The sequence below is a fragment of the Mesorhizobium sp. M0478 genome (assembly GCF_040321305.1).
GTDB lineage: Bacteria > Pseudomonadota > Alphaproteobacteria > Rhizobiales > Rhizobiaceae > Mesorhizobium.
Genome location: NZ_JAMYRH010000017.1, coordinates 1 through 22,213 on the forward strand (window position 1 = coordinate 1; position 22,213 = coordinate 22,213).

Sequence of the window (22,213 nt, forward strand, 5' to 3'; positions counted from 1 at the left end):
AGCGCGCATCGAGGATGAGGTAAGGAAACGGCTCTTGAAGGGGGCGCCTGGCAAAGGCAGCGAGGCTCTCGTCCAGCCGCTTGTTGATGGCCGAGATCGACGAAGCCGAGAAGGCATGGCCGCACAGTTCTTCCGTGATCGCCTTCACCTTGCGGGTCGACACGCCCTGCACGAACATCTCGGCCAGGCGTCGCCACCAAGGCCCGCTCGGAACGCTGGTAGCGCTCGAACAGCTCGGTGGAGAAGCGCCCGGCACGGTCTTGCGGAACCCGCAGCTCGAGCTTGCCGACGCGCGTCACAAGGGTGCGGCCGTAATAGCCCGCGCGGTCGCCGCCAATCGACTTGACGCGAAGGCGAACTGGGATGAGTTCCCATCCGCGGCACTAAGGCGGATGATCACGATAACGGGTTGAACGATGGCACTCGCTAACTTCATTGACCGCGCCGCCACGGCAGCTTCTCAGGTGCTGGCCGACTTTCATCTATGCGACTTCAAAGCAGCCCTCGGAAAGCAGGTTGTGGCTGTGGCCTTCGACAGCCAAGCCGCTTCGTGTGCAGAGGGCCAGGCGACGCTTGACCTTACGGTCAGGTTGCTTGCCAGACTGTATCCGGTTCTGGCCATACTCCCCCTGGATATGGCCGCGAGCTCTCAAGCCCAAGCGCTCGAGCGCTTGGCAAAGTCGATCAATCCAAAATCAGCATCCGGCGTTCCGGCAAGTATGCGACGGTCTGTGTAGCTGCAGGCGCGGTGCACCCATCACTTCGGTGCCCAATGTTTTTCATGGGATCCCAGGGTTGGGCGGCAAAGCTGTCGCGTACGGACCCGGTGAGCTCTGGCTCGAGCTTGCTGCCCTATGGAGCTGGCGCCGCAAGCTGCTTCGCCGCGGCCAACGTCTTTCGAACCATCTTTGCTTCCCAGCTGACCGGCGCCGAGCTGGACGAGAACATCGACCTCTCTTTATGCACCTACAACAAGAGCAACGCCGGCGATTCCAGCCCCTTAAACTTCCCTGTCGACCTTGGCGAAACGCACCTCGTTGGGCTCGGCGCGATAGGCCATGGCTCGCTCTGGGCGCTGGCGAGGCAATCCGGTCTGTCGGGGCGCCTGCATGTAGTTGATCACGAAGCTATCGAACTCTCAAACCTGCAGCGCTACGTGTTGGCAGGTCAGGCGGAGGTCGGCCTCTCTAAGGCGGCCCTCGCAACCAACGCCCTTCGGGCCACCGCCCTTGAAGTCGAGGCGCACCCTATGAAGTGGGCAGAATATGTTGCGCGCCGGGGCGACTGGGTATTCGACCGAGTGGGTGCGGCGCTTGACACCGCCGCCGACCGTCTAGCTGTCCAAGGTGCTCTGCCTCGATGGATCGCGAACGCCTGGACTCAGGAGCAAGATCTAGGCATCTCGCGGCATGGTTTCGATGACGGCCAGGCTTGCCTTTGCTGCATGTACATGCCGACCGGCAAATCCAAGGACGAACACCAACTGGTCGCGGAGGAACTCGGAATGCCGGAAGCACACGATGAGGTAAAAACGCTCCTGCAGACCAATACCGGAGTCCCCAATGAGTTCGTAGCTCGGGTGGCTACGGCGATGGCTGTGCCGTTTGAGCCGCTCGCCGCGTTTGTTGGCCAGCCCCTCCGTTCTTTTTATCAGCAGGCTATCTGCGGCGGTCTGGTGTTCCAGCTTAGCGAAGGAAGTCGTCTCGTTCGAACTGTGGTTCCGATGGCCTTTCAATCAGCGCTTGCCGGGATCATGCTTGCCGCAGACCTGGTCAAGCATAGTGCGGGTTTTCCGATGAGTCCGACGACCAGCACTCGCGTGAATCTACTGCGCCCCCCTTGGTTCTCACCTCCATGATCCGAAAGCCAAAGATTCCAGCGGCCGCTGCATCTGCAGCGATGAGGATTTCGTTGCCGCCTACAGGCTGAAATACGGCTGTGCCGTTGAACAGCTGAGCAACTGGTCCGGCTAAGAAAGATCTGAAGTCTTCGTTGCCGCGGACGGCGCGCTGTCAAGCGCTCACCGATGTTTTCGACCACGATCGAGTGCCTCATGAGAGTGCGGGGCGGATAACATGACACGCTCGGCCCGCTGCTTGCCAATGTCAGGCCCAGAACCCACGACAGAGATCCTTGAGCGACGGCTCGTCGTTTAAGGTTTTTGTACTGCTATCTACGTTCGACCATATTCGTCGTCGAAGCGAACGATATCATCTTCGGCGAGATAATCACCGCTCTGCACTTCAATGATCACCAGGTCAATTCTGCCTGGGTTCTCGAGCCGATGCTTATGGCCGCAGGGGATGTAAGTAGATTCGTTTGTCCCTAGGAACAACTCCTGCTCGCCATTGACGATCTTGGCGGAGCCGCTGACCACGACCCAGTGCTCCGAACGATGATAGTGCATCTGCAGGCTCAACTGGCGACCGGGCTTCACCTCGATGCGTTTGATCTTGAAGCGCTCGCCTTCCTCCAGAACCGTAAAGGTACCCCAGGGCCGGTGTACCGTGCTATGGACCAGATGGGCTTCATGTCCCGAAGCCTTGAGGCTCTCGAAGAGCTTCTTAACGTCCTGAACGCGGTCGCGGGATGTGACAAGCAAAGCGTCCGGGGAATCAACGATCACCAGATCGCTTACGCCCACCGTGCCGATGACGCGCTTGTCGGAGCTCACATAGGTGCCGGTCGTGTCGACCATGTGCACATCGCCGTGTATCCTGTTCCCGCTTTCGTCGGGGGCGATTAAATCGGCCATTGCGTTCCAAGATCCGATGTCGTTCCAATCCATGTGGCAGGGAATCACGGCAAGTCTGTTAGTCTTCTCCATGACAGCGTGGTCGAGCGAGATTCGCGGCGCGGAGCCGAAATGCTCAGGCGCGAGTTCGATTTTGGCAAAGCCTTGGCATTGACTGGCGCGGGCGTTCTGGTAGCTGTCGGCGACGGCCTGGAGCACCTCGGGACAATGCAAAACCATCTCGTCAAGCATGGTTTGCGCACTGAAGCAAAAGATACCGGCGTTCCAGAAGAAGCGTTGAGACGCGACATAGGCTTTGGCTGTATCCAGATCCGGTTTTTCAACGAAACGGACGACGTTCTCACCATCTGCTTCGATGTAGCCGAATGCCGTGTCCGGTCTGGTTGGGGTGATGCCCAATGTGGCGATCCGCCCGAGCTTCGCATGTTCCATGGCCAGGCCCATGACGTCTAGAAACGCTGGCAGGTTGCTAATCAGGTGATCGGCCGGGAAAACGCACAGGATCGCGTCAGGGCCTTGCGTTGCCCTCGCATGGATCGCGGCTGCAGCCACGGCGGCGGCCGTATCCCGAGCTTCGGGCTCGAGCAGAAACGTGCGTGGCAGGACCACGGAATCCAGTTCGTCAAATTCGTCCTTGGTCAGGAAGAGGTGTTCCCCGGATGTCACAGCGACGAGTTCCACGACACCTTCTATCGAAGCGGCGCGCAGCACAGTCTGCTGAATGAGAGAATATCCATCCGCCACTTTGAGGAAAGGTTTGGGGTGCGATTGCCTTGAGGCGGGCCATAGCCGCGATCCGGCTCCGCCGCTGATGATCACGGGAATGACTTTCATAACCAACCTCAATTTCGTCTCTGGAGTGATCGCCCGCGTTGTTTCGAGCGTCAGCGTCACGATCGCCGTCGCTCTGGCTTGTCTGCGGCCCCGGCGTAACAGCGAAGTTCTGGTGCGTTGCAGGCGGCGTCAGATGACGACGCTATCGGTAATGTACGACGCCTCCACTGGCGTCGGTGAGAAATGCGCATTCAACTATGCCTGTTGGTTGCGTCTGCCGAATTGCGCAGGTCGCGGGTCTTAACTGAGATCAGAGACTTGGCTGCCTTCTATCAAAGTCAAACGACTTGGCTCTTTCAGATCGAATTCAATTACCCGTGGTGCGAATAGACGTGCATATCGTGTAAAGGCGCTCGTCGGGGGAAACCGAATTACGGTATCGCAGCGCCCGAGAAGATACATCTCAACGAGGGCGGAAATTCCGCCGTCAATCCCGAGTGCTGCAGTGTGTAAGGGGCCACCTTGATTGGATCCGAAGTGCTTCGGGACAGTGAGCAGATCGGGAAACCTGGCCGACAGAAGATCCAGTATCCGCGCGCTGTCCGTGCATAAGAACAGCCGCACAGGCCTGGGGTGCGGTAACGCCTTAGCCTTGTCAATTGCAGCGCACACTTGCCCAACGGCGAGCTCCGGATCGGCCCAGTAGGGCGCATGCTCCATGATGTCTTCACCGTTACCGTGCCGAACATGAATCCCGATGATGCTGTGCCCCTCAAAACATTCCTGATAAATGGCATCTATGCGGGCTTGAATTTCTGGCCGAGGCTGGACACTCTGGAACACCTGCCGCTCTGCATCCTCATCGCACCGCCACATCAGACAAGCGTCACACACTACTGTGTTCGCTTCGACATCGTGTTCGGCCTGAAAGAGCTCGCCCAACTCATCGCGCTCTTGGAAAATCTGCTCATCTGGCCGGTAAAGGCACTCGATCGCCGGCCTGTTCCACCACTCCGGGAAGAATGGACCAGGGAAGGAAACGTCGTTGATCCGGTCGTCGGAAATAGCCGGCACCCCAGCGATGTCATTGATCGGCTGGAAGAACACCGGAAACGCATTTGTGAAGGGTTGGTCGAGGTAGCAGGCCCCCCGCCAGTCGATGGCTAGAGTTCGTCCCGACCGCTGCGCGTAGCGCCAAGCGGCCGCCAACGACCACAGACAATCACCGAACCCCGTACGCCTCCGAGAGACGACGAACCGGCGCTTTTCCAATCCACTAACATGCATTTTCGGAAATCTCGTTTCGGAGAGGAGGTTGCATCCGGTTTGGAATCCTTAGTCGACACTAGTAGACCCTGACGCCGGGCCCTTGGCAGAGGCCGGGCCATAGGGCAGAAGAGCTCACTCAGCACTGCCCACTAATCCCGTGACGCTCGCAAAGCTTGAAGCCGATGCCCTCGCTTGGGGTTGCCCTCGCTTCCGGTTCAGCCTTCTCTACTGGGCCTCCGCCGCATATGTAAAATCTATTGAGTGGATGCCGGCCATCCATGTGTTGGATGCCATGATGAAGGGGCTCGGCTGACGCGGGCCCGGTCAATAGAGCCGAAAGAGCCGGAAACGCTACGACACTGCCTGCCGAAGCGAATCATTCCGTCGACGCCGTACGCCAAGGGTGCAAGGCTGCATACAGCAACCGGTACCGGGCGAGATGAGGTCGACGGCTCGACGCGCCTGGAACCAGCTGATCGACAGAATCCGCAGTCGGCTCCCAAAGTTCTGCACGACCTGTGCCGGATGCTGTGGTGACGGCTCGCGGCCACGAACTTTGTCCTCGCCCCGAACGGAAGCTCGCGCTACGACTCCGGGCCGGCGATGCGCCCCCGCTGCTCGCTCAGACCATCCATTCTGTGGATGCACTTTATCCAAACAATCGATTTCACGGATCCAAACAATTCCCATTAGAAGACGCTGAAGCAAGAAAGAAAGGCGTCCTCACTCGCTAATAGAAGAGCAAATCAGCTGCAAGGTGCTGGGAGTACATGTCGCTCAGGGCGTGAGCTGAGCGGCACTCAGACCGCATGTACGAGTCCGACAGGTTAGCGGCGCGACTCTATTTTTGCTCGTGACTCTAAGCAGAGCAGGTGTGCTCGGCTGGCGGACCGTCAATGACGATCTTCGCGCCGCACCTTGTCGAAGTGCTCCATAGGGCACCGGGCGGGCCGCACATTGTGTCGGCGTGGCGAGCCGGAGCCGAAACTTTAAACTTTAATAGAGCAGGAATAGAATGGGTGATAGCAGGAAAGTTGCTCTTATTACGGGCATAACTGGACAGGATGGTGCCTATCTTGCCCGTCTTCTTCTCAAAAAAGACTACATCGTTCATGGGATTAAGCGACGTTCCTCTTCCTTCAACACCGGTCGTATCGAAGACCTCTACCAAGACCCGCACGAATCCGATCCGCGCTTAATCTTGCATTACGGTGATCTCACTGATTCGACTAACCTCATCCGCGTGGTTCAGGAATCTCAGCCAGACGAAATTTACAACTTGGCTGCTCAGAGCCATGTCCAGGTGTCGTTCGAAACACCTGAGTACACAGCAAACGCGGACGGTATCGGTACATTGCGACTTCTTGAGGCGATTCGCCTCCTCGGTCTGACGGACAAGACCCGCTTCTATCAAGCCTCGACGTCAGAGCTATACGGCCTCGTGCAGTCCGTACCGCAGAACGAAACGACGCCCTTTTATCCGCGCAGCCCTTACGCCGCCGCCAAGCTCTACGCCTACTGGATGGTCGTCAATTATCGCGAGGGCTATGGTATGCACGCCTCCAACGGCATTCTTTTTAATCACGAAAGCCCCCTTCGTGGCGAAACTTTTGTGACGCGCAAGATCACCCGCGCTGCCGCTGCTATTTACCTGGGCAAGCAGGACAAGCTTTATCTCGGCAATCTCGATGCTCAACGCGATTGGGGCCATGCGCGTGAGTACGTGCGAGGTATGTGGATGATGATGCAGCAGGATCAACCGGATGATTACGTGCTGGCTACGGGCAAAACGACTCCTGTCCGCCAATTCGTCGAGTGGGCTTTCGAAGATGTCGGCGTCGAGATCGAATGGCGTGGCAAGGGTGTCGACGAAAAGGGCTATGATCTAGCGAGCGGCAGATGCCTAGTCCAAGTGGACCCACGCTACTTCCGCCCCACGGAAGTCGATCTTCTCCTGGGTGACGCTACCAAGGCGAAGGAGAAGCTCGGCTGGGTGCATGAGATATCCGTGCGCGACCTTGCTGCGGAAATGGTCCGCGAAGACCTGAAGGTCATGCAGACATCTGTAGTCATGAAGGAAGCGTAATGTATGATCTGAACGGAAAAACCGTGTGGGTCGCTGGCCATAAAGGTATGGTGGGCAGCGCTGTTGTACGCCGCCTCGCGTCCGAAGACTGCAAAGTTGTGGCCGCCCCTCGGGGAGAGCTAGATCTTAAGCGACAGACCGAAGTTGAAAACTTCGTGGCAGTGATGAAACCGGACGCTATCGTCATGGCGGCGGCAAAGGTAGGCGGCATTCTCGCGAACGCCACCTATCCGGTCGACTTTCTTTACGACAATCTGATGATCGAGGCCAATATCTTCGCGGCAGCCCACGAAAACAATGTCGACCGCGTCCTCTTCCTCGGCTCGTCTTGCATCTATCCGAAGATGGCACCACAGCCCATTCCTGAAAGCGCGCTTTTGACCGGGCCACTAGAGCGCACCAACGAATGCTACGCCGTCGCCAAGATCACCGGCATCAAAATGGCTCAAGCCTATCGCGAGCAATATGGCCGCGATTACATCTCCGCTATGCCGACGAATCTCTACGGGCCAGGCGACAATTATGACTTGCAGTCAGGCCACGTCGTCCCAGCGCTGATCCGGAAAGCGCATGAAGCTAAGCTCATAAGTGATAAGCAAATCACCATCTGGGGCACGGGCACACCACGTCGGGAATTCATGCACGTCGACGACTGCGCCGACGCATTAGTCTTCCTTCTGAAGAACTACTCTGACCATGAGCACGTCAATCTCGGCTGCGGACAGGACATCACGATCCTAGAGCTGACAAGAGTGATCTGCCGTGTAGTCGGATTTACTGGGGAGATTGCGCATGATCACTCTAGACCTGACGGTACACCGCGAAAGCTGATGAGCGTCGACAAGCTGCGCACTTTGGGATGGGCAGCAAAGATCACTCTCATGGAAGGCATCGAGAGTGCCTATCATGCATTTCTGAACGGGAGCTACACCGAACGGCGATAAATAAAAGGATTTGCTGCGCCTCAGGCCTGTACGCGCTTTCGGGACCCAGAGCTAATGTGGACTGAGACAATCACTCGATGGCGAGCGCTCATGTGAGCCAGCCGCGAGGAGCCCTGCCGGATCTCAAGCCCATCCGCTCCAACCTCGTCGCCATGAAGGTCACGGTGCGCTGCCCACGACGACGCCGACCGCGCCAATCCTCACAAGGGTAACCGTACAGAACCGAACGCGTCTACGCTAACGGAATGTACTTCTTGTTCTCGTCCGAGGAATCTGTCGATGGGCATTCCGGACGAGCTAAGGTTTGAGCATGTCACCTTTAAAAACCAGTTAGCAACGTCGGATTTGGTATGAAATTCGGAACAAGTGGATTACGGGGCCTAGCGACAGAATTGGCAGGGGCCGCCTCTGCCCTATATGCAACGGCATTCGCGACATTCCTGCTGGAATCCGGCCTGGCCAGAATTGGCGACGAGATACTCATAGGGCGCGACTTTCGCGCCTCGAGTCCGGCCATCGCCGCCGTCTGTGCGGCGGCACTGTCGGCGCTCGGCTTCATCGTAGTCGATTGCGGCGCAGTCCCCACCCCTGCCCTGGCACTGTATGCTCAGGCGCGTAAGAGTGGTTGTTTGATGATCACAGGCTCGCACATTCCGGCCGACCGTAATGGAATAAAATTCTATCGACCCGACGGTGAGATCGACAAAGGTGATGAGCGGGAGATAACGCGCATCGCCTTGCAGTTGGAGAAGCGCGGATACGTCCTTGAAGGTGCTGTTGCACGTCGGCAGCACCGGGAGGCCGAATGCAAGGCTTTTTTCATGGCGCGCAATCGAAAGCTTATGGAGAATAATGCTCTAAAGGGCTTAACGGTGGGCGTATATCAGCACAGCACAGTCGCGCGCGATCTCTTGGTTGACATTCTCTCATGTCACTGTGCGACGGTCGTAACCCTGGGACGTTCGGAAGGTTTCATTCCTGTCGACACTGAAGCGGTCTCTGACGAGACTGCTCAACAGTTCAAGCTCTGGGCCAAAGAGCATCGGCTTGATGCGGTCGTCTCGGCAGATGGCGATGGTGACCGCCCACTGGTAGCTGACGACCACGGAGACCCCCTTCGCGGTGATTTGTTAGGCCTGATTTCGGCGAACTTCCTGCAAGCGAAGGCAGTCGTCACGCCGGTCACATCAAACTCTGGTATCGAGACCGCAGGTTCTTTTAAAGTCGTGCGTACCAAGGTTGGATCGCCATTTGTTATTGCTGCCATGCTCGATTTGGTTGCGTCGGGTCACGAGCGCGTGGTTGGTTTCGAAGCAAACGGTGGTTTATTGACAGGCACGGACTTTGACCCGAACGGAACTAAACTGCCGGCGCTACCTACACGCGACAGTTTTCTCCCCATCCTCGCGGCACTTTCCCTTGTTAATACAAGTGGGCAGCCACTGTCGGAGATTGGCAGTTCCTTTCAATTGCCGGCGGCGGCGGCGGATCGCTTGGAAAATTTTTCCGTCGAAAGCAGCACTCCCCTCATGACATACCTTCGTACAGCGGAAACTAACATCGCCGCCTTCGTCGGGTCGATTGGAGTGGTAAGCAAGGTTAGCGATGTTGACGGACTTCGTATCACTCTCGCGGATAAGCGTGTCTTGCATTTGCGTCCATCCGGAAATGCCCCGGAAATGCGGTGCTACGTCGAAGCCGAAAATCGGGAGGATGCGGAGCTTTTGCTCCGGACTGGATTGGATCGAATTCGTAATTGGGCGCAAGGCTAAATAAAAGCCGCATCCCTGCGTATTCCCAGGTGACCCTGGGGGTCGCACAAGCTACTCAAGCGCGATCAGAACGTCCACAGTGTCCCGGCCCTGTCCGCTTTGAAGCGAACCGGAACGCCCGTGGAAACAGCCGATCCGTACCAGCCACGGAGCATCCGGTCGCTCATGGTCAAGGCAGCGCCTTGCGGTAGCGAACAGCCGGTCCCGCACTGACCGCCTGCGCCGCATGTACGATGGCGTTGGTGTCCAGGCCGTGATGACGGTATAGGTCCGCAATAGTCCCCGTCTGGCCGAACTGCTCGACCCCGAGCGCCTTCACGCGATGCCCGTTAACCCCACCGAGCCACGCGAGCGTCGCCGGGTGGCCGTCGATCACGGTGACAATGCCGCAGTCACGCGATAGCGGCGCGAGCAGCCGCTCGATATGACTCAGGGCGCCAATCGCGCCACGCTGCCGGGCACGTTCCGCCGCCTGCCAGCCCGCATTAAGCCGGTCCGCGGAGGTGATCGCGAGCAGCCCGACATCGCGCCGGTCCTCCGCCAGAAGACCCGTCGCGGCAATCGCCTCCGACGCGACGACGCCTTGATAAGCAATGACGACACTCGCGTTGGGCCCAGGCGGACGCAGCCAATAGGCGCCATTGACGATGTCCCGCGCGAGCGCCGGGTTCATGTCGCGCAGCGGCTGCTCGAGCGGCCGGGTTGACAGGCGAAGATAGACCGATCCTCCGGTCTGATCACGCAGCCACGTCATCTCATCCGGATCCCCCTCGCCATTACGTTGCATGTAATCGAAGGCAAAGCGCATGATCACGGACAGTTCGTCGACGAAGGCCGGTTCGAAGGCGCAAAGCCCATCCTGCGCCATGCCGATCAATGGGGTGCCGATCGACTGGTGTGCTCCGCCCTCGGGCGCTAGCGTCACGCCCGAGGGCGTTGCGACCAGCATGAAGCGCGCATCCTGATAGCAGGCGTAGTTTAGCTGGTCGGCCGATCGGTAGATGAAGGGATCATAGACTGTCCCGATCGGCAGCAGGCGCACGCCATTGATCGAGTGCGAGAGACCGAGTGCCCCGAGCATGATCATCAGGTTCGACTCGGCGATCCCGAGCTCGAGGTGCTGCCCCTTCGGCCCAAATTCCCAGGTAAAGGTCGACGGAATGCGTTCGGCCTTGAAGGTGTCCGCCATGCTCTCCCGGGCGAAAAGGCCGCGCCGGTTGACCCAGCCACCGAGATTGGTCGAGACCGTCACATCGGGCGAGGTGGTGACAATGCGGTCGGCAAGCAGACTGCGCTCGCGTGCGATGTCGTTCAGGATCTGGCCGAACCCCATCTGGGTCGAGAGCGGCTTGCCGGGCTGCCCCGGTGACGGAAGGGTTTCAGGCACCGGCACCGACGGCGCAGACAGCCTCCTACGCCCCTCACTGAAGAACGGCGCCTTTGCGAAGAAGGCGTCAAGTTCCGCTTCCGGCAAGGTGGCGGCCGCCCATTTGTCCCACTCCTCACCCCGCTTTACGCCCATTTGCAGGCGGTAGTCTTCCATCTGCGTGGGCGTCATCTGCCCCGCGTGGTTGTCCTTGTGTCCGGCAAGCGGCAGACCGTAGCCCTTGATGGTGTAACAGATGAAGCAGACGGGACGGTCATGCCTGGACGCCGCCTCGAAGGCTTCGAGGAGGCTCGGCATGTCATGCCCGCCAAGGTTCGTCATCAACGCCTGCAACTCGTCGTCGGAGCGGCGTTCGATCAGAGTGGTGACCGGCCCTTGGTCTCCGATCTCGTCGAGCAGCCGCTTGCGCCAGGCAGCACCCCCTTGGAAGGTCAGCGCCGAATAGAGCTGGTTCGGACAGCGCTCTATCCACTCGAGCAGCTTCTCGCCCCCCGGCTCGGCAAAGGCAGCCTCTTGCAGAGCGCCGTGGCGCAGGACCATCACGTCCCAGCCGAAGTTGCGAAAAATCTGCTCGAAACGCTGCCAGAGGCCCTCCCGGATCACGGCGTCGAGCGACTGGCGATTGTAGTCGACCACCCACCAGCAGTTCCTGAGCCCGTGCTTCCAGCCTTCGATCAGGGCCTCGTAGATGTTGCCCTCGTCCATCTCGGCGTCGCCGATCAGGCTGACCATTCGGCCCTCGGCACGCTCCTTCATCCAGCCGTGACCCGAGACGTAGTCCTGCACCAGCGACGAGAACAGCGTCTGAGCAACGCCGAGACCCACCGACCCGGTCGAGAAGTCGACATCGTCGACATCCTTCGTCCGCGAAGGGTAGCTCTGCGCGCCCTTGTAGCCGCGGAAGTTCATGAGCTTTTCGGGGGTCTGGTTGCCCGCCAGATACTGAAGTGCATGGAAGATCGGCGCCGCATGGGGTTTGACCGCCACCCGATCCTGCGGGCGCAGGACCGAACCGTAGAGCGCGGTCATGATGGTACTCAGCGACGCGGACGAGGCCTGATGCCCCCCGACCTTGATCTCATCGCCCTCGCGGACGTGGTTGGCGTGGTGGATCGTCCAGGCTGCGAGCCAGGAGACGCAGCGCTCGATCTCGTTCAGATATTCCAGTTTCCTCGTCATTCAGTTTCCCGCAAATCAGCTGCCGGTCTCACAGGACCCCCGCCCAAATGGTCAAAGATCGAGTTTCAACACACCTGTCGCGCGCGACACACAGGGGATGAAGCGGTGGCCGCGTGCCTCCTTGGACAGGACGGCATCCCGATGGATCGGCTGTCCCGCCAGCATTGCGCATTCGCAGGTCCCGCACACCCCGTTCTCACACGAGGCCATCAACGGCACACCGGCCGCACGCAAGGCGGCCAGTGCCGTGGTCTCAGCCGAAACCTCAACCACCCTGCCCTCAGCCAGTTCTATGACGAACGGTTCCGGTGGCGCGCCATCAAACTCGGGAGGCTGGAAAGTTTCGAAATGAACAGTACCCTCGGGCCAGTGTTGAGCCGCGCGCCCCACAACCGCCATGAAGCCAGGCGGTCCGCAGTAGTATGTCTGCGCGTCGTCCGAACGGTTCGCCAGCAGCGCGGCGATGTTCTGCCGGGTCTGAGGCTCGTCGTCGAAATGGATCCGCACATTGCCGCCAGGAAGATCGCTCCCGATCGCCGCCAAGAGTGGCGTGAGCGCCCGGCTGCGGGTGAAATAGTGCAACTCGAAGGGCTTGGCCTGCCGGGTGAGCGCGCGCGCCATGGCCAGAATCGGGGTGATCCCGATTCCCCCTGCCAGCAGCAAAGTCGGCCCCTCGCCTGGCTTGAGCGCAAAATGGTTGCGTGGCGCGGAGACAGGCAGTGTGGAGCCGACGGCAATGGTTTCGTGGATCCACGCCGAGCCGCCACGGCCGTCATTCTCGCGCTTCACCGCGATGGTGTAGCGGCCAAGCTCGGTCGGGTCGCCGCAAAGTGAATACTGACGCACCTTCCCTTCAGGCAGATGGACGTCGACGTGAGAACCCGCTTCGAACGCCGGCAGCACAGGTTTGCGTGGGTGTTTCAGGTCGATGACCAGCACGTCGCCCGGCTCCTTGCGGGCGGCGGTCACGGTCAGCTTCATGATGATGCGCGGCGAGGCCATGGCGTTTCACTCGTCGATGGGCAAGATCAGATCACCGGGGCGGATCACGCCCCCGACCTCGATTGTGCAGTTCAGGCCGGAGCGGTTCAGAAGCCCCTCGTAGAGACCCGGAAGCCCGAGCAACTCCTCGATATACTTGCACGGCACATTCATCCGGGCGGCCCTGAGAATCGTTTCCCCGACCCGGAAGCGTTTGCCGACAAGATGGCTAAGCGGAACGCCTCGTGTCGTCAGATTGCGCCGGTGATCTTCGGGTGCGAGCTTGGCCTTGAAGCCCGGAATTCTGGGTTCGCCCTGGGCGATGGCGTCCAAGACTTCAGCTTCGATCAGCGTCACTTCGCGAACGTCAGGACGCGCGGAATAGGTCCCCGTCCCCAGGTAGTAGCGGTCTCCGACAACGCCTTGGCCGGCAATAAGCTGCGCCTGCGCCAGCTCCTCCATTTCATAGGAGGCGGCAGGCGCGATATGGACGTGAAGCAGCTTTCCTCGCCAGGTCATCATCGCTCTCGGAAATTCGTCCGTGGAAACCTGCTGCAAAACTGGCCTGATCAACAGCGCCAGTTGCATGGCATTTTCCCGGTCCAGTTGGCTGTTTGGAAAGAAATACGGGGGGCCCTCGGACCGTTTTCAGCGCCAGCTTTCGGCGTCGCCCCGGCTCAGTTGTTCCGCGCCGGCATCGCGTCTTGCACCTGCTTGACAACCTCTCGCAGGACCTCAACGCCCTTCCCGATCTGCCGAATGCTCAAGGCGGCATAGCCCATGACAAGTCCGACGCGATCGGTGCGGCCTTCGTCCGATGGCCGTTCGTAGAGCGGCGAGATCAGGTGTAGCCCCAGGCCAGCGTCGCGGGCGGATTCGACCAAGGCCGTTTCCCGCGATCGTGGCAGGTCATTGAACCAAACCGCGACGTGCAGTCCCGCATCTGCTCCCTGGACAGTGATGCGATCCCCGAAGCTGTGCTGCAAGGCACCCAACAACGTTTCCCGACGCTCGCCGTTCAGCCTGCGCACACGGCGCACATGGCTTTCGTAGCCGCCGCTCTCGATCAACGATGCCAGCGCTTCCTGTTCAGCGACCGGCGAATGCCGGTCTGCGAATTGTTTGGCGGTTGCGAAGACCTCCTGCAATTCGGGCGGGACGACGAGGTAGCCGATGCGCAGCATCGGCGAGAGCGTTTTGGAGATCGTGCCGAGGTAGATGACAGCCCCGTGGTCCTCGAGACTGTGCAGCGGAGGGACCGGATTGATGTCGTAGCGATATTCGCTGTCGTAGTCGTCCTCGATCACATAGGCGTTGTTGTGCCGCGCCCATTTCAGAAGCTGATGGCGGCGCGCGATCGGCATGACGCCGCCCAGCGGAAACTGATGCGATGGCGTCACATAAGCCAGTCGTGCTCCGATCCCCGCTAGCAACTCGGTCCTCATCCCGTCTTCGTCGACGATGACCGGGATGGGTGAGGCACCCGTACTGGCAAAGACCTGACGCGCCATCCTGTAGCACGGATCCTCGATGACGAAACGGTCGGCGGGATCGAGAAGCAGGCGCGCGCACAGATCAAGGCCCTGCTGCGAACCGTTCACAACTATGATCTGGTCGAGGTCGCAGCTCAGGGTCCGGGCGCGCCAGAGATAGCCCTGAAGCGCCTGGCGAAGCCGGCGCGAGCCGCGAGGATCGTCATAGGCAAGACGCAGCGGGCGCTGCCCCATCGCCTCGTTCATCGCGCGTTTCCAGACCAATGAAGGGAAATCCGACGGCGCGAGGTCGCCATAGCGGAACTCGACCTTCAGCCCAGTCGGCAGATAATCTGGCCAGGGTGACGTCGCGCGCAGCCGCTCGCCATATGCGGACAGGTGGATTGGGCCGACCCGTTGCGCGTGAGTGCGCCCCGTCCCATGGCCCATCAACGAAGACGCAACGCGAGGTCGTGCGCCTTGACGGACTTCGATGAAACCCTCCGCAGCCAGTTGTTCATAGGCGACCGTCACCGTGGTTCGCGAAACGCCGAGGTCATTTGCCAGGGCCCGGGAGGATGGCAACTGACTGCCGGTTTCGTAGACGCCGCCGAGGATTTGCTCGCGAAGGGCTTCGTATATCTGGCGTGCACCCATCGCATGCGAGCGCGCTGCAGACCCGGCACTTGAAGACTGGACCATCTCTTTCATCGCCAACTGGATATTTCACATTGGCCAGGTTGCCGTCAATCTTTCGGAACCCCAAGAGAGATCGCAGAGGCCGAATGACCAGCTCCCATCAATCCGAAACCGATGCTCCCACGGGGTCGCTCAACCGCACCAGCCCCGGATTTGCCACCCGGGCGATCCATCATGGCTACGATCCGGCCGGCTTTTCCAATGCCGTCCAGCCGCCAGTGTTCCTGACGTCAACCTATGGGTTCGAAAGCGTGGCAGCAAACGATGCCGCCGCCGCCCTAGGTGGAAGGCTCTATGCGCGCGAATACAATCCCACGACCGAGATCCTCGAGCAGCGGCTCGCGAATCTGGAAGGAGCCGAGGCAGGGCTGGTTGTTGCCTCGGGGATGGCGGCCTTCGGCACTCTGATCCTGTCGCTCCTGTCCCAGGGCGATGAACTCATCGTCCACAAGACGCTTTATGCGAACACGCTTGCCATGGTCGAACAGGCGGTCCCCCGCTTCGGCATCAAGGTCGTCGCGGTCGATCTGTCAAATCCTCACAATCTCGATGCTGCGATCACCGAGCGGACGCGGCTGGTTTTCTTCGAGACGCCGGTGAATCCGCTGAGCCGCATCCTCGACATAGCGGCAATTGCCGAGCGCGCTCACGCGCGCGGTGTAAGGGTTGCAGTCGACAGCACCTTCGCCTCGCCCGCGCTCCAGCGACCGCTTGAGCACGGGGCGGACATCGTGCTCCATTCGATGACCAAGTACATCAATGGTCATGGCGATGCCCTTGGCGGGGCGCTTCTCGGCGACGCCCAGACGCTCCGTACGCTGCATGAAACGGGCCTGCGCTACATCACCGGCGCAGCGCTCTCGCCCATGTCAGCTTTCCTAATCCTGCGCGGTCTCAAGACGCTGACGCTGCGTATGGAACGGCACAGCGCCACAGCCCTTGCGGTGGCTCGGGCGCTGGAAGCGCACCCGGCGGTGGCATTTGTGAGTTATCCGTTCCTCGACTCGCACCCTGATCAGGTGACGGCGCGAAAACAGATGTCCAACGGATCGGGCATGTTGGCCTTTGGCCTCCACGCTGGATACGAAGGAGCGCGCCGGATGATGGACCGGCTCAACCTGATCATTCGCGCCGTCAGCCTCGGCGATGCCGACAGCCTCATCTATCATCCAGCAAGCCTCACCCGTGCTCGGCAGCCGATCCGCAAGGATGCCCATTTGGCCGATGGAGTCGGCGAGGATCTCATGCGTCTCTCGGTGGGGCTTGAAGACGCTGATGACCTGATCGCCGATCTGCGGCGGGCTTTGGACGTCTTGTAATGACCTGGCGTGCGGCCACCTCTGCGCTCACACATAGATCTGGAGCCTTGCCATGGCATTCCTGAGCGGTCTTTCCGCGTTCCCCATCACCCCGACCAATCGTGACGGCCGCGTCGATAGCGTTGCCCTGCGCAGGCTGATTGCTCGGCTTGGCATTGCTCAGGTCGATTCCATCGGTCTTCTCGGCAGCACCGGCACATACATCTATCTGTCGCGCGAGCAACGGCGGCGGGCGCTCTCCGAGACCTTGGACCAAACGGCGGGGCAAATGCCGGTCGTGGTGGGTGTGGGCGCGCTGCGCACCGATGAAGCCGTGGGGCTCGCGCAAGACGCCAAGGCCCTTGGAGCAGCTGCGGGTTTGCTTGCCGCCGCCTCCTACACCCCGCTTACTGATGACGAGGTGTTCGATCATTTCTCCACTGTGGCGCGCGAAAGTGGCCTGCCGATCGTCGTCTACGACAATCCAGGAACGACGCATTTCCATTTCAGTCCACCCCTTGTCAGCCGCCTGGCAAAGGTGGCTGGGATTGTCGCCATCAAGAATCCGACAGACAAAAGCGATGCGATCAAGAACCACCTGACCGCCCAGAGGCGCACACTGCCGGAAGGGTTCTCGATTGGTTACAGCGGCGACTGGAACGCCGCCGAGGCCATGATCGCCGGCGCCGACACATGGTACAGCGTCCTCGCGGGCATCCTGCCCGAGGTCTGCATGACGATCGTCACAGCGGCGCAACAGGGCGATGCGGCCGAAGCGCGACGGATCAATGCCGCGCTGGTCCCGATCTGGAGCCTCTTCAAGGAGTTCTCGAGCCTTCGCGTCGTCTATGCACTCGCTGAATTGCTCGACGTTTGCAGTGCCGAACCCCCGCGTCCCATCCTGCCTCTGCCCCCAGCAGCGAAGCGCCAGATCGCCGCCGCGTTGAAAGGTTTGCCATCGGATGCCAGCCGGTGAACAGCAAACCCCGTTCGGCAAGTGAAAGGTATTTACCCGCTCATTTCGAGAACTGATCGAAAACAACGCACTCGGCGTGCTGATAGCCATGGCTGGAGCGGTCTCGACGCCAATCACACCCCCTTCGAACTCGACAATCGACTGCGGAGGTACAGACTGCGCAGGGCACTCCGCCCATGCCGCACCGTTCGCCTTCAAACTAGGAATCGGTGGTTTATCCATTGGAATGGCATCGAGCCGGCGCTTTACTTCCGGCCCGGTGCGCGCATTGAAGCCGGTGCCAATGCCGCCGGCGAACACCAGATTTCCGTCCTCGACATTCGCCAGAGCACGCTTCCCGACCGCCGTAACTGTTGCCGGGTTCGCAGCCGATGACGATGAACTCATCACTCAGCACGCATTTTGTCTCACCGATTCTTGGCGCCGGCCGGATCGATATGGACTGACACGCAGCTTGGAGACGATGCCCATCGAGGCCGAACTGGGAGACTTGCGGGAGAATGTCGCTGCCGCCGCTGATCTCGTCGCTCAGAACGATGCCGTTTGGCGGCGTCTCAGCAGGTTAACTAGCGCTTTGCGCCGATCGACGAGTGGCCGATCGCGAAGACCCTCGCCGTCGATCTTGAGCAGGTCGAAGCCGGCAAGCATGGTCCTGACGTCTCCCGCCGCGGCCAAGAGCCCGCTGAAGACTGGGAATGCGCGACAAGCCTTCTGGTCAACGACGAACGCCTCACCGCCTATTATCGCGTCCGAGGCGCCGAGCTCGGCCACCGCCCGGGACGATAGCCGGAAACCTGAGGGTCCAGTCGTGGAGGTTGCGGGTCGAGGTAGGCCCCCATCGATAATAGTCCCATTTCATTTCGTGTAGCCAATCAGGGCCCTGCCGGACGCGGCCGACCAGCGGTCGATGTTCGCGACGACCCGAATGTCCAGTCTCGTGTAACCCAGCCTAAAGCGGCCTGTCCGCCCAAAAAATGACATTCAGTTGCCTCCAGCCTTTCGACACGACCCACTTCACGATCTCGTAACTCGCCAACCTAGCGGCTTGTTGCTTGAGCTGCGCGTTCCTACGGTGTGGTCGATAGGCCTCAGCAACAAGAGCTCGGTTGCCAGGCGGGCGGAGGCTCAACGAGATAGCCAGCTCAGGACAAGGAGAGCAAGCAATGGTCGCTTTTACCCTCAATGGCGAGGCGCGAACACTCGACGTCGATCCAGAGATGCCGCTGCTCTGGGCGGTCCGTGACGTCATCGGACTCACGGGAACGAAATTCGGTTGCGGGCTTGCCCAGTGCGGCGCTTGCACGGTTCACGTTAACGGCATGCCGACGCGCTCGTGCCAGACCGCAGTCGGCGACATCGAAGGAGCCTCGATCACCACCATTGAGGGTGTGTCGGGCAAGATAGGCGAAACGGTCCAGGCCGTGTGGGCCGAGTTCGACGTACCTCAATGCGGCTATTGCCAGTCTGGCCAGATCATGTCGGCCGTGGCCCTCCTTACAGAAACGCCTAAGCCGACGGACGATGATATTGATTCGGCGATGAGCGGCAACCTCTGCCGCTGCGCCACCTATCATCGCATCCGCGCGGCCATCCACGAGACCGCCAACCGGCTGGAGACTTGAGGCATGTCGCAGTTTCTCTCGAAGCATACTGCCGTGCGGCCCACGCGCCGCTGGTTCCTCGTCGGCGCGGGCGTTACCACCGGCGGCCTCGCAGTGGGCTACCGGCCAGTGCTGGCCGCGCCCGACATCGCACAAACGACCCCTGCAAAGGTTCCGGCGAACCCCTTCCAGACCTATGTCGAGATCACAAAGGAGAACCGAATCATCATCCACTCCTCGCAGTTCGAGATGGGACAAGGCTCCTATTTCGGCATCGCCACCCTGGTTATGGAAGAGCTCGACGGCGACTGGGCGCAGGTGGACGTGGTCGGCGGATATGGCAATACCGCGTTCTACGGCAATCTCGCCTGGGGCGGGGCCGCACAGGCAACTGGTGGCTCCACGTCGATGGGCTCGTCGTGGGAACGCTACCGCAAGGCGGGTGCTGCCGCACGGGCCTTGCTGGTGGCGGCCGCGGCGCAGCGGTGGGACGTGCCAGCCGGCGAGATCAAAGTCGCTTCCGGGGTCGTGTCGCACGCCTCAGGGATGCAGGCGCGCTACGGTGACCTGGCTGAAGCCGCAGCGGGAATGCCGGTTCCCGACGACGTGCCGCTAAAGCCGCGCGACAAGTGGGCCCAGATCGGATCGGACAGCCTCAAGCGCTACGATTCCGCCGGCAAGACCAACGGCGCGCAGACCTACACGATCGACCTCATGATGGAGGGACTCCAGACGGCCGTTATGATCCATCCGCCGAAGTTCGGCGCCGAGATCGAGCGCTTCGACGCAACCAAGGCCAAGGCACTCGACGGCATTGTCGATGTCGTCCAGACGCCGCGAGGCCTTGCCGTGGTTGGCAGGGACACCTGGACGGCGCTGAAGGGCCGCGACCTCGTGGAGGTGACCTGGAACGAGGAGAAGGCCGAAGAGCGCGGCACGGCCGAGATCATGGCCGAATACAACAAGGCAGCAGACGATCTGGGCGCGGCCACCGCGCGCGACGACGGTAACACTCCCGCAGCGTTCGCCAGTGCTGAGAAAATCATCGAGGGGCACTACGAATTCCCCTATCTTGTCCATGCTTCGATCGAGCCACTCAACGCGGCCGCCCGAATCAACGAAGACGGCACCATCGATGTCTGGGGCGGACACCAGATGCCCGACCTTTATCAGGCGGCTGCCGCTCAGGTAGGCGGCACCACGCCGGACAAGGTGAGGCTGCACGTGATGAAGACCGGCGGCAGTTTCGGCCGCCGCGCGGTCTTGGATGCAGATGTCATTATCGAAGCTGTTTCCACAGCGCGTGCACTGGGACGCGGCAAGACAGTGAAGGTGCAGTGGACCCGCGAGAATGACATGCGGGGTGGGCGGTACCGGCCGGCCTATGTGCACGCAGTCAAGGCGGGGCTTGACAAGAAAGGCAATGTCGTCGCTCTCCATGACCACATCGTGGGTCAATCGGTCTTGGGCGGTTCGACCTCTGCGGCGATGATCAAGAACGGCATCGATCCAACCTCCGTAGAGGGCGCCACCAACCTGCCCTATGCGATCCCGAACCTGAAGGTCGAGCTGACCACCACGGACGTGAACATCCCGGTGCTGTGGTGGCGTTCGGTAGGCTCCACCCACACCGCTTACGCGGTGGAAACCCTGATCGATGAGCTCGCCGCCGCTGCGAACCGTGATCCGGTCGACTTCCGCTTGTCAATGCTCGGTCACCATCCACGGCATGCCGCCGTGCTTAAAGTGGCTGCTGAGAAGGCAGGCTGGGACAAGCCTCTGCCGGAAGGCCGTTTCCGCGGCGTGGCCCTGCATGAAAGCCTCTCGACCTATGTCGCCGATGTGGTGGAGATCACCCTCAACGATGAAAATGGTTTCAAGGTCGACCGCGTCGTCTGCGCGGTAGATTGCGGCACCGCGATAAATCCTGACCAGATTCGCGCTCAGATGGAGGGCGGTATCGGATTCGGGCTAGGTGCGATCCTCCAGGAGGAGCTGACCCTGAAGGGCGGTGTCGTAGACCAAGAGAACTACGATACCTATACACCGCTCAGGATCGAGCAGATGCCGCGAGTCGAGGTGCACATTGTGCCGTCCGAGGAGCCGCCCACGGGAGTTGGTGAGCCAGGTGTGCCGCCGATCGGCCCGGCCGTCGCCAACGCGCTACGGGCGGCGACGGGCAAGACTATCCGCAAGCTGCCGATTATAAAGAACATGTCAGGAATGACACCATGAAACAGCCGCGATGAAGATCGCGCCGTTTTCGAACGCCTCCTGACAGGCGCTCATTTCCATGGGTCAAATTCCGGCGGCTGCCCGCTCCAATATCCGGTTTGGAGACGGCACCCCGTGTTCTGAACGACCACAGACGGGCCTTGGCGCCGGTTCCACTGAAGAACCGCTTTCGAGACGCAAATGCGTCCACTCCATGAAGAGCACAACCGTATAGCACCAGGAAGGCTAGCTACCTCCATCGCTTCGGAGACCCAGGAACCCTCAGAAAACCGAACCTCCAGAGCTCAGAGGCGCCCGTGATCACAATCGCGCTGGTGCGTGGATCATTGTTCAAGGGTTTGTCAATAGGCAGGCGAGATGGCCGATCGACATGATCTTCGCCCGATGCCCTACAAACACAATGCCAGCCGCTGTCACGGAGTCGCGAAGACGAAGGCAATGAGGGTCGACGCCGATACTCATCGTTTGGTTGACAGAGCGCTTGGAATGCCATGCGCTTCACATCGGAGTAGCCATCCGGGAAGCCTGAAGCGCTTTGAAAACGCATGTGCTGCGGCTGTTATTCATAGCGTGGATGACTTTGATCAAAACAATCGATTTCATCACTCTTCCGGAATCGTGCATGGACAAAAAAGAGCCTCACGCACCAATCACACGCTGCTCTAACGCGTGACGAAAGCTGCCTTAGGTATAATCCAAAGGAGAAAATCTTCGATGCGCCCTGACGTGCAGTGGAGGTCGTGCCGAGAAAGTGAGTTGCAACTGGCCGACAATGTCGGGCGGTG

At 60.3% G+C, this 22,213-nt stretch carries 14 protein-coding genes and 2 pseudogenes; 9 read left to right on the top strand and 7 right to left on the bottom strand.

Features of this window, described 5'->3' with window-relative positions:
* Positions 1–332 (bottom strand): annotated as a pseudogene (locus NKI64_RS28425) (transposase); the annotation flags it as partial.
* Positions 333–416: 84 nt separating this feature from the next.
* Between NKI64_RS28425 and NKI64_RS28430 the strand changes: the two are divergent.
* Positions 417–853, top strand: a pseudogene (locus NKI64_RS28430) (E2 ligase fold family C protein); the annotation flags it as partial.
* Positions 827–1,858, top strand: coding sequence for a ThiF family adenylyltransferase (locus NKI64_RS28435; protein ID WP_352671544.1), 1,032 nt, complete (start codon positions 827–829; stop codon positions 1,856–1,858). The pseudogene NKI64_RS28430 and the gene NKI64_RS28435, both read left to right, overlap by 27 nt.
* Before the next feature lie 315 nt (positions 1,859–2,173).
* Here the strand turns inward: NKI64_RS28435 and NKI64_RS28440 are convergent, their stop codons facing one another.
* Entirely contained in the window at positions 2,174–3,589 is a 1,416-nt protein-coding gene (locus NKI64_RS28440; RefSeq protein WP_023697836.1) for a mannose-1-phosphate guanylyltransferase/mannose-6-phosphate isomerase, read from the bottom strand.
* 240 nt (positions 3,590–3,829) lie between these two features.
* A complete protein-coding gene (locus NKI64_RS28445; protein WP_031355618.1) occupies positions 3,830–4,816 on the bottom strand; it encodes a nodulation protein NodZ in 987 nt (328 codons plus the stop codon).
* A gap of 997 nt (positions 4,817–5,813) precedes the next feature.
* Here NKI64_RS28445 and gmd point away from each other — a divergent pair.
* From gmd to NKI64_RS28460, 3 genes are all read left to right on the top strand, one after another.
* Positions 5,814–6,884, top strand: a complete 1,071-nt coding sequence (gene gmd / locus NKI64_RS28450; protein ID WP_023672397.1) for a GDP-mannose 4,6-dehydratase — start codon at positions 5,814–5,816, stop codon at positions 6,882–6,884.
* The gene (gene fcl / locus NKI64_RS28455) at positions 6,884–7,828 is read left to right on the top strand and encodes a GDP-L-fucose synthase (RefSeq protein WP_023697834.1); all 945 of its coding nucleotides are present in this window, start codon (positions 6,884–6,886) and stop codon (positions 7,826–7,828) included. The genes gmd and fcl overlap by 1 nt, the downstream gene beginning before the upstream one ends.
* 350 nt (positions 7,829–8,178) lie before the next feature.
* Complete coding sequence (locus NKI64_RS28460; RefSeq protein ID WP_352671485.1) at positions 8,179–9,600, top strand: phosphomannomutase; 1,422 nt, start codon at positions 8,179–8,181, stop codon at positions 9,598–9,600.
* A 169-nt stretch (positions 9,601–9,769) separates the two neighbouring features.
* Here NKI64_RS28460 and NKI64_RS28465 read toward each other — a convergent pair whose 3' ends face one another.
* The 4 genes from NKI64_RS28465 to pdxR all read right to left on the bottom strand — a co-directional run bounded on the left by NKI64_RS28465 (position 9,770) and on the right by pdxR (position 15,330).
* On the bottom strand, positions 9,770–12,166 hold the full coding sequence (locus tag NKI64_RS28465) for a transketolase (protein WP_023697832.1): 2,397 nt from the start codon (positions 12,164–12,166) through the stop codon (positions 9,770–9,772).
* 51 nt (positions 12,167–12,217) lie between these two features.
* Positions 12,218–13,168, bottom strand: a complete 951-nt coding sequence (locus NKI64_RS28470; RefSeq protein WP_023697831.1) for a PDR/VanB family oxidoreductase — start codon at positions 13,166–13,168, stop codon at positions 12,218–12,220.
* Between the two features lie 6 nt (positions 13,169–13,174).
* On the bottom strand, positions 13,175–13,666 hold the full coding sequence (locus tag NKI64_RS28475) for an MOSC domain-containing protein (protein ID WP_023704114.1): 492 nt from the start codon (positions 13,664–13,666) through the stop codon (positions 13,175–13,177).
* Between the two features lie 158 nt (positions 13,667–13,824).
* The gene (gene pdxR / locus NKI64_RS28480) at positions 13,825–15,330 is read right to left on the bottom strand and encodes a MocR-like pyridoxine biosynthesis transcription factor PdxR (RefSeq protein WP_023697829.1); all 1,506 of its coding nucleotides are present in this window, start codon (positions 15,328–15,330) and stop codon (positions 13,825–13,827) included.
* Positions 15,331–15,404: 74 nt separating this feature from the next.
* Here pdxR and NKI64_RS28485 point away from each other — a divergent pair, with 74 nt between their 5' ends.
* From NKI64_RS28485 to NKI64_RS28500, 4 genes are all read left to right on the top strand, one after another.
* Positions 15,405–16,637 carry a trans-sulfuration enzyme family protein gene (locus tag NKI64_RS28485; protein WP_023697828.1) on the top strand — a complete coding sequence of 411 codons (1,233 nt, stop codon included), beginning with the start codon at positions 15,405–15,407 and terminating at the stop codon, positions 16,635–16,637.
* A 52-nt stretch (positions 16,638–16,689) separates the two neighbouring features.
* Positions 16,690–17,592 carry a dihydrodipicolinate synthase family protein gene (locus NKI64_RS28490; RefSeq protein ID WP_023685525.1) on the top strand — a complete coding sequence of 301 codons (903 nt, stop codon included), beginning with the start codon at positions 16,690–16,692 and terminating at the stop codon, positions 17,590–17,592.
* 1,163 nt (positions 17,593–18,755) lie between these two features.
* A complete protein-coding gene (locus tag NKI64_RS28495; protein ID WP_023689394.1) occupies positions 18,756–19,214 on the top strand; it encodes a (2Fe-2S)-binding protein in 459 nt (152 codons plus the stop codon).
* Between the two features lie 3 nt (positions 19,215–19,217).
* Positions 19,218–21,428 (top strand): xanthine dehydrogenase family protein molybdopterin-binding subunit, encoded by a 2,211-nt coding sequence (locus NKI64_RS28500; protein ID WP_352671489.1) that lies wholly within the window; start codon positions 19,218–19,220, stop codon positions 21,426–21,428.
* Positions 21,429–22,213: the final 785 nt, after the last annotated feature.

Bases quoted from the DNA above. Each gene is read 5' to 3' on its own strand.
- NKI64_RS28445 (WP_031355618.1), bottom strand. From the start codon at position 4,816: ATGCATGTTAGTGGATTGGAAAAGCGCCGGTTCGTCGTCTCTCGGAGG.
- gmd (WP_023672397.1), top strand. From the start codon at position 5,814: ATGGGTGATAGCAGGAAAGTTGCTCTTATTACGGGCATAACTGGACAG.
- NKI64_RS28465 (WP_023697832.1), bottom strand. From the start codon at position 12,166: ATGACGAGGAAACTGGAATATCTGAACGAGATCGAGCGCTGCGTCTCC.
- NKI64_RS28490 (WP_023685525.1), top strand. From the start codon at position 16,690: ATGGCATTCCTGAGCGGTCTTTCCGCGTTCCCCATCACCCCGACCAAT.
- NKI64_RS28500 (WP_352671489.1), top strand. From the start codon at position 19,218: ATGTCGCAGTTTCTCTCGAAGCATACTGCCGTGCGGCCCACGCGCCGC.
- NKI64_RS28495 (WP_023689394.1), top strand. From the start codon at position 18,756: ATGGTCGCTTTTACCCTCAATGGCGAGGCGCGAACACTCGACGTCGAT.
- pdxR (WP_023697829.1), bottom strand. From the start codon at position 15,330: ATGAAAGAGATGGTCCAGTCTTCAAGTGCCGGGTCTGCAGCGCGCTCG.
- NKI64_RS28470 (WP_023697831.1), bottom strand. From the start codon at position 13,168: ATGGCCTCGCCGCGCATCATCATGAAGCTGACCGTGACCGCCGCCCGC.
- NKI64_RS28460 (WP_352671485.1), top strand. From the start codon at position 8,179: ATGAAATTCGGAACAAGTGGATTACGGGGCCTAGCGACAGAATTGGCA.
- NKI64_RS28475 (WP_023704114.1), bottom strand. From the start codon at position 13,666: ATGACCTGGCGAGGAAAGCTGCTTCACGTCCATATCGCGCCTGCCGCC.
- NKI64_RS28485 (WP_023697828.1), top strand. From the start codon at position 15,405: ATGACCAGCTCCCATCAATCCGAAACCGATGCTCCCACGGGGTCGCTC.
- NKI64_RS28440 (WP_023697836.1), bottom strand. From the start codon at position 3,589: ATGAAAGTCATTCCCGTGATCATCAGCGGCGGAGCCGGATCGCGGCTA.
- fcl (WP_023697834.1), top strand. From the start codon at position 6,884: ATGTATGATCTGAACGGAAAAACCGTGTGGGTCGCTGGCCATAAAGGT.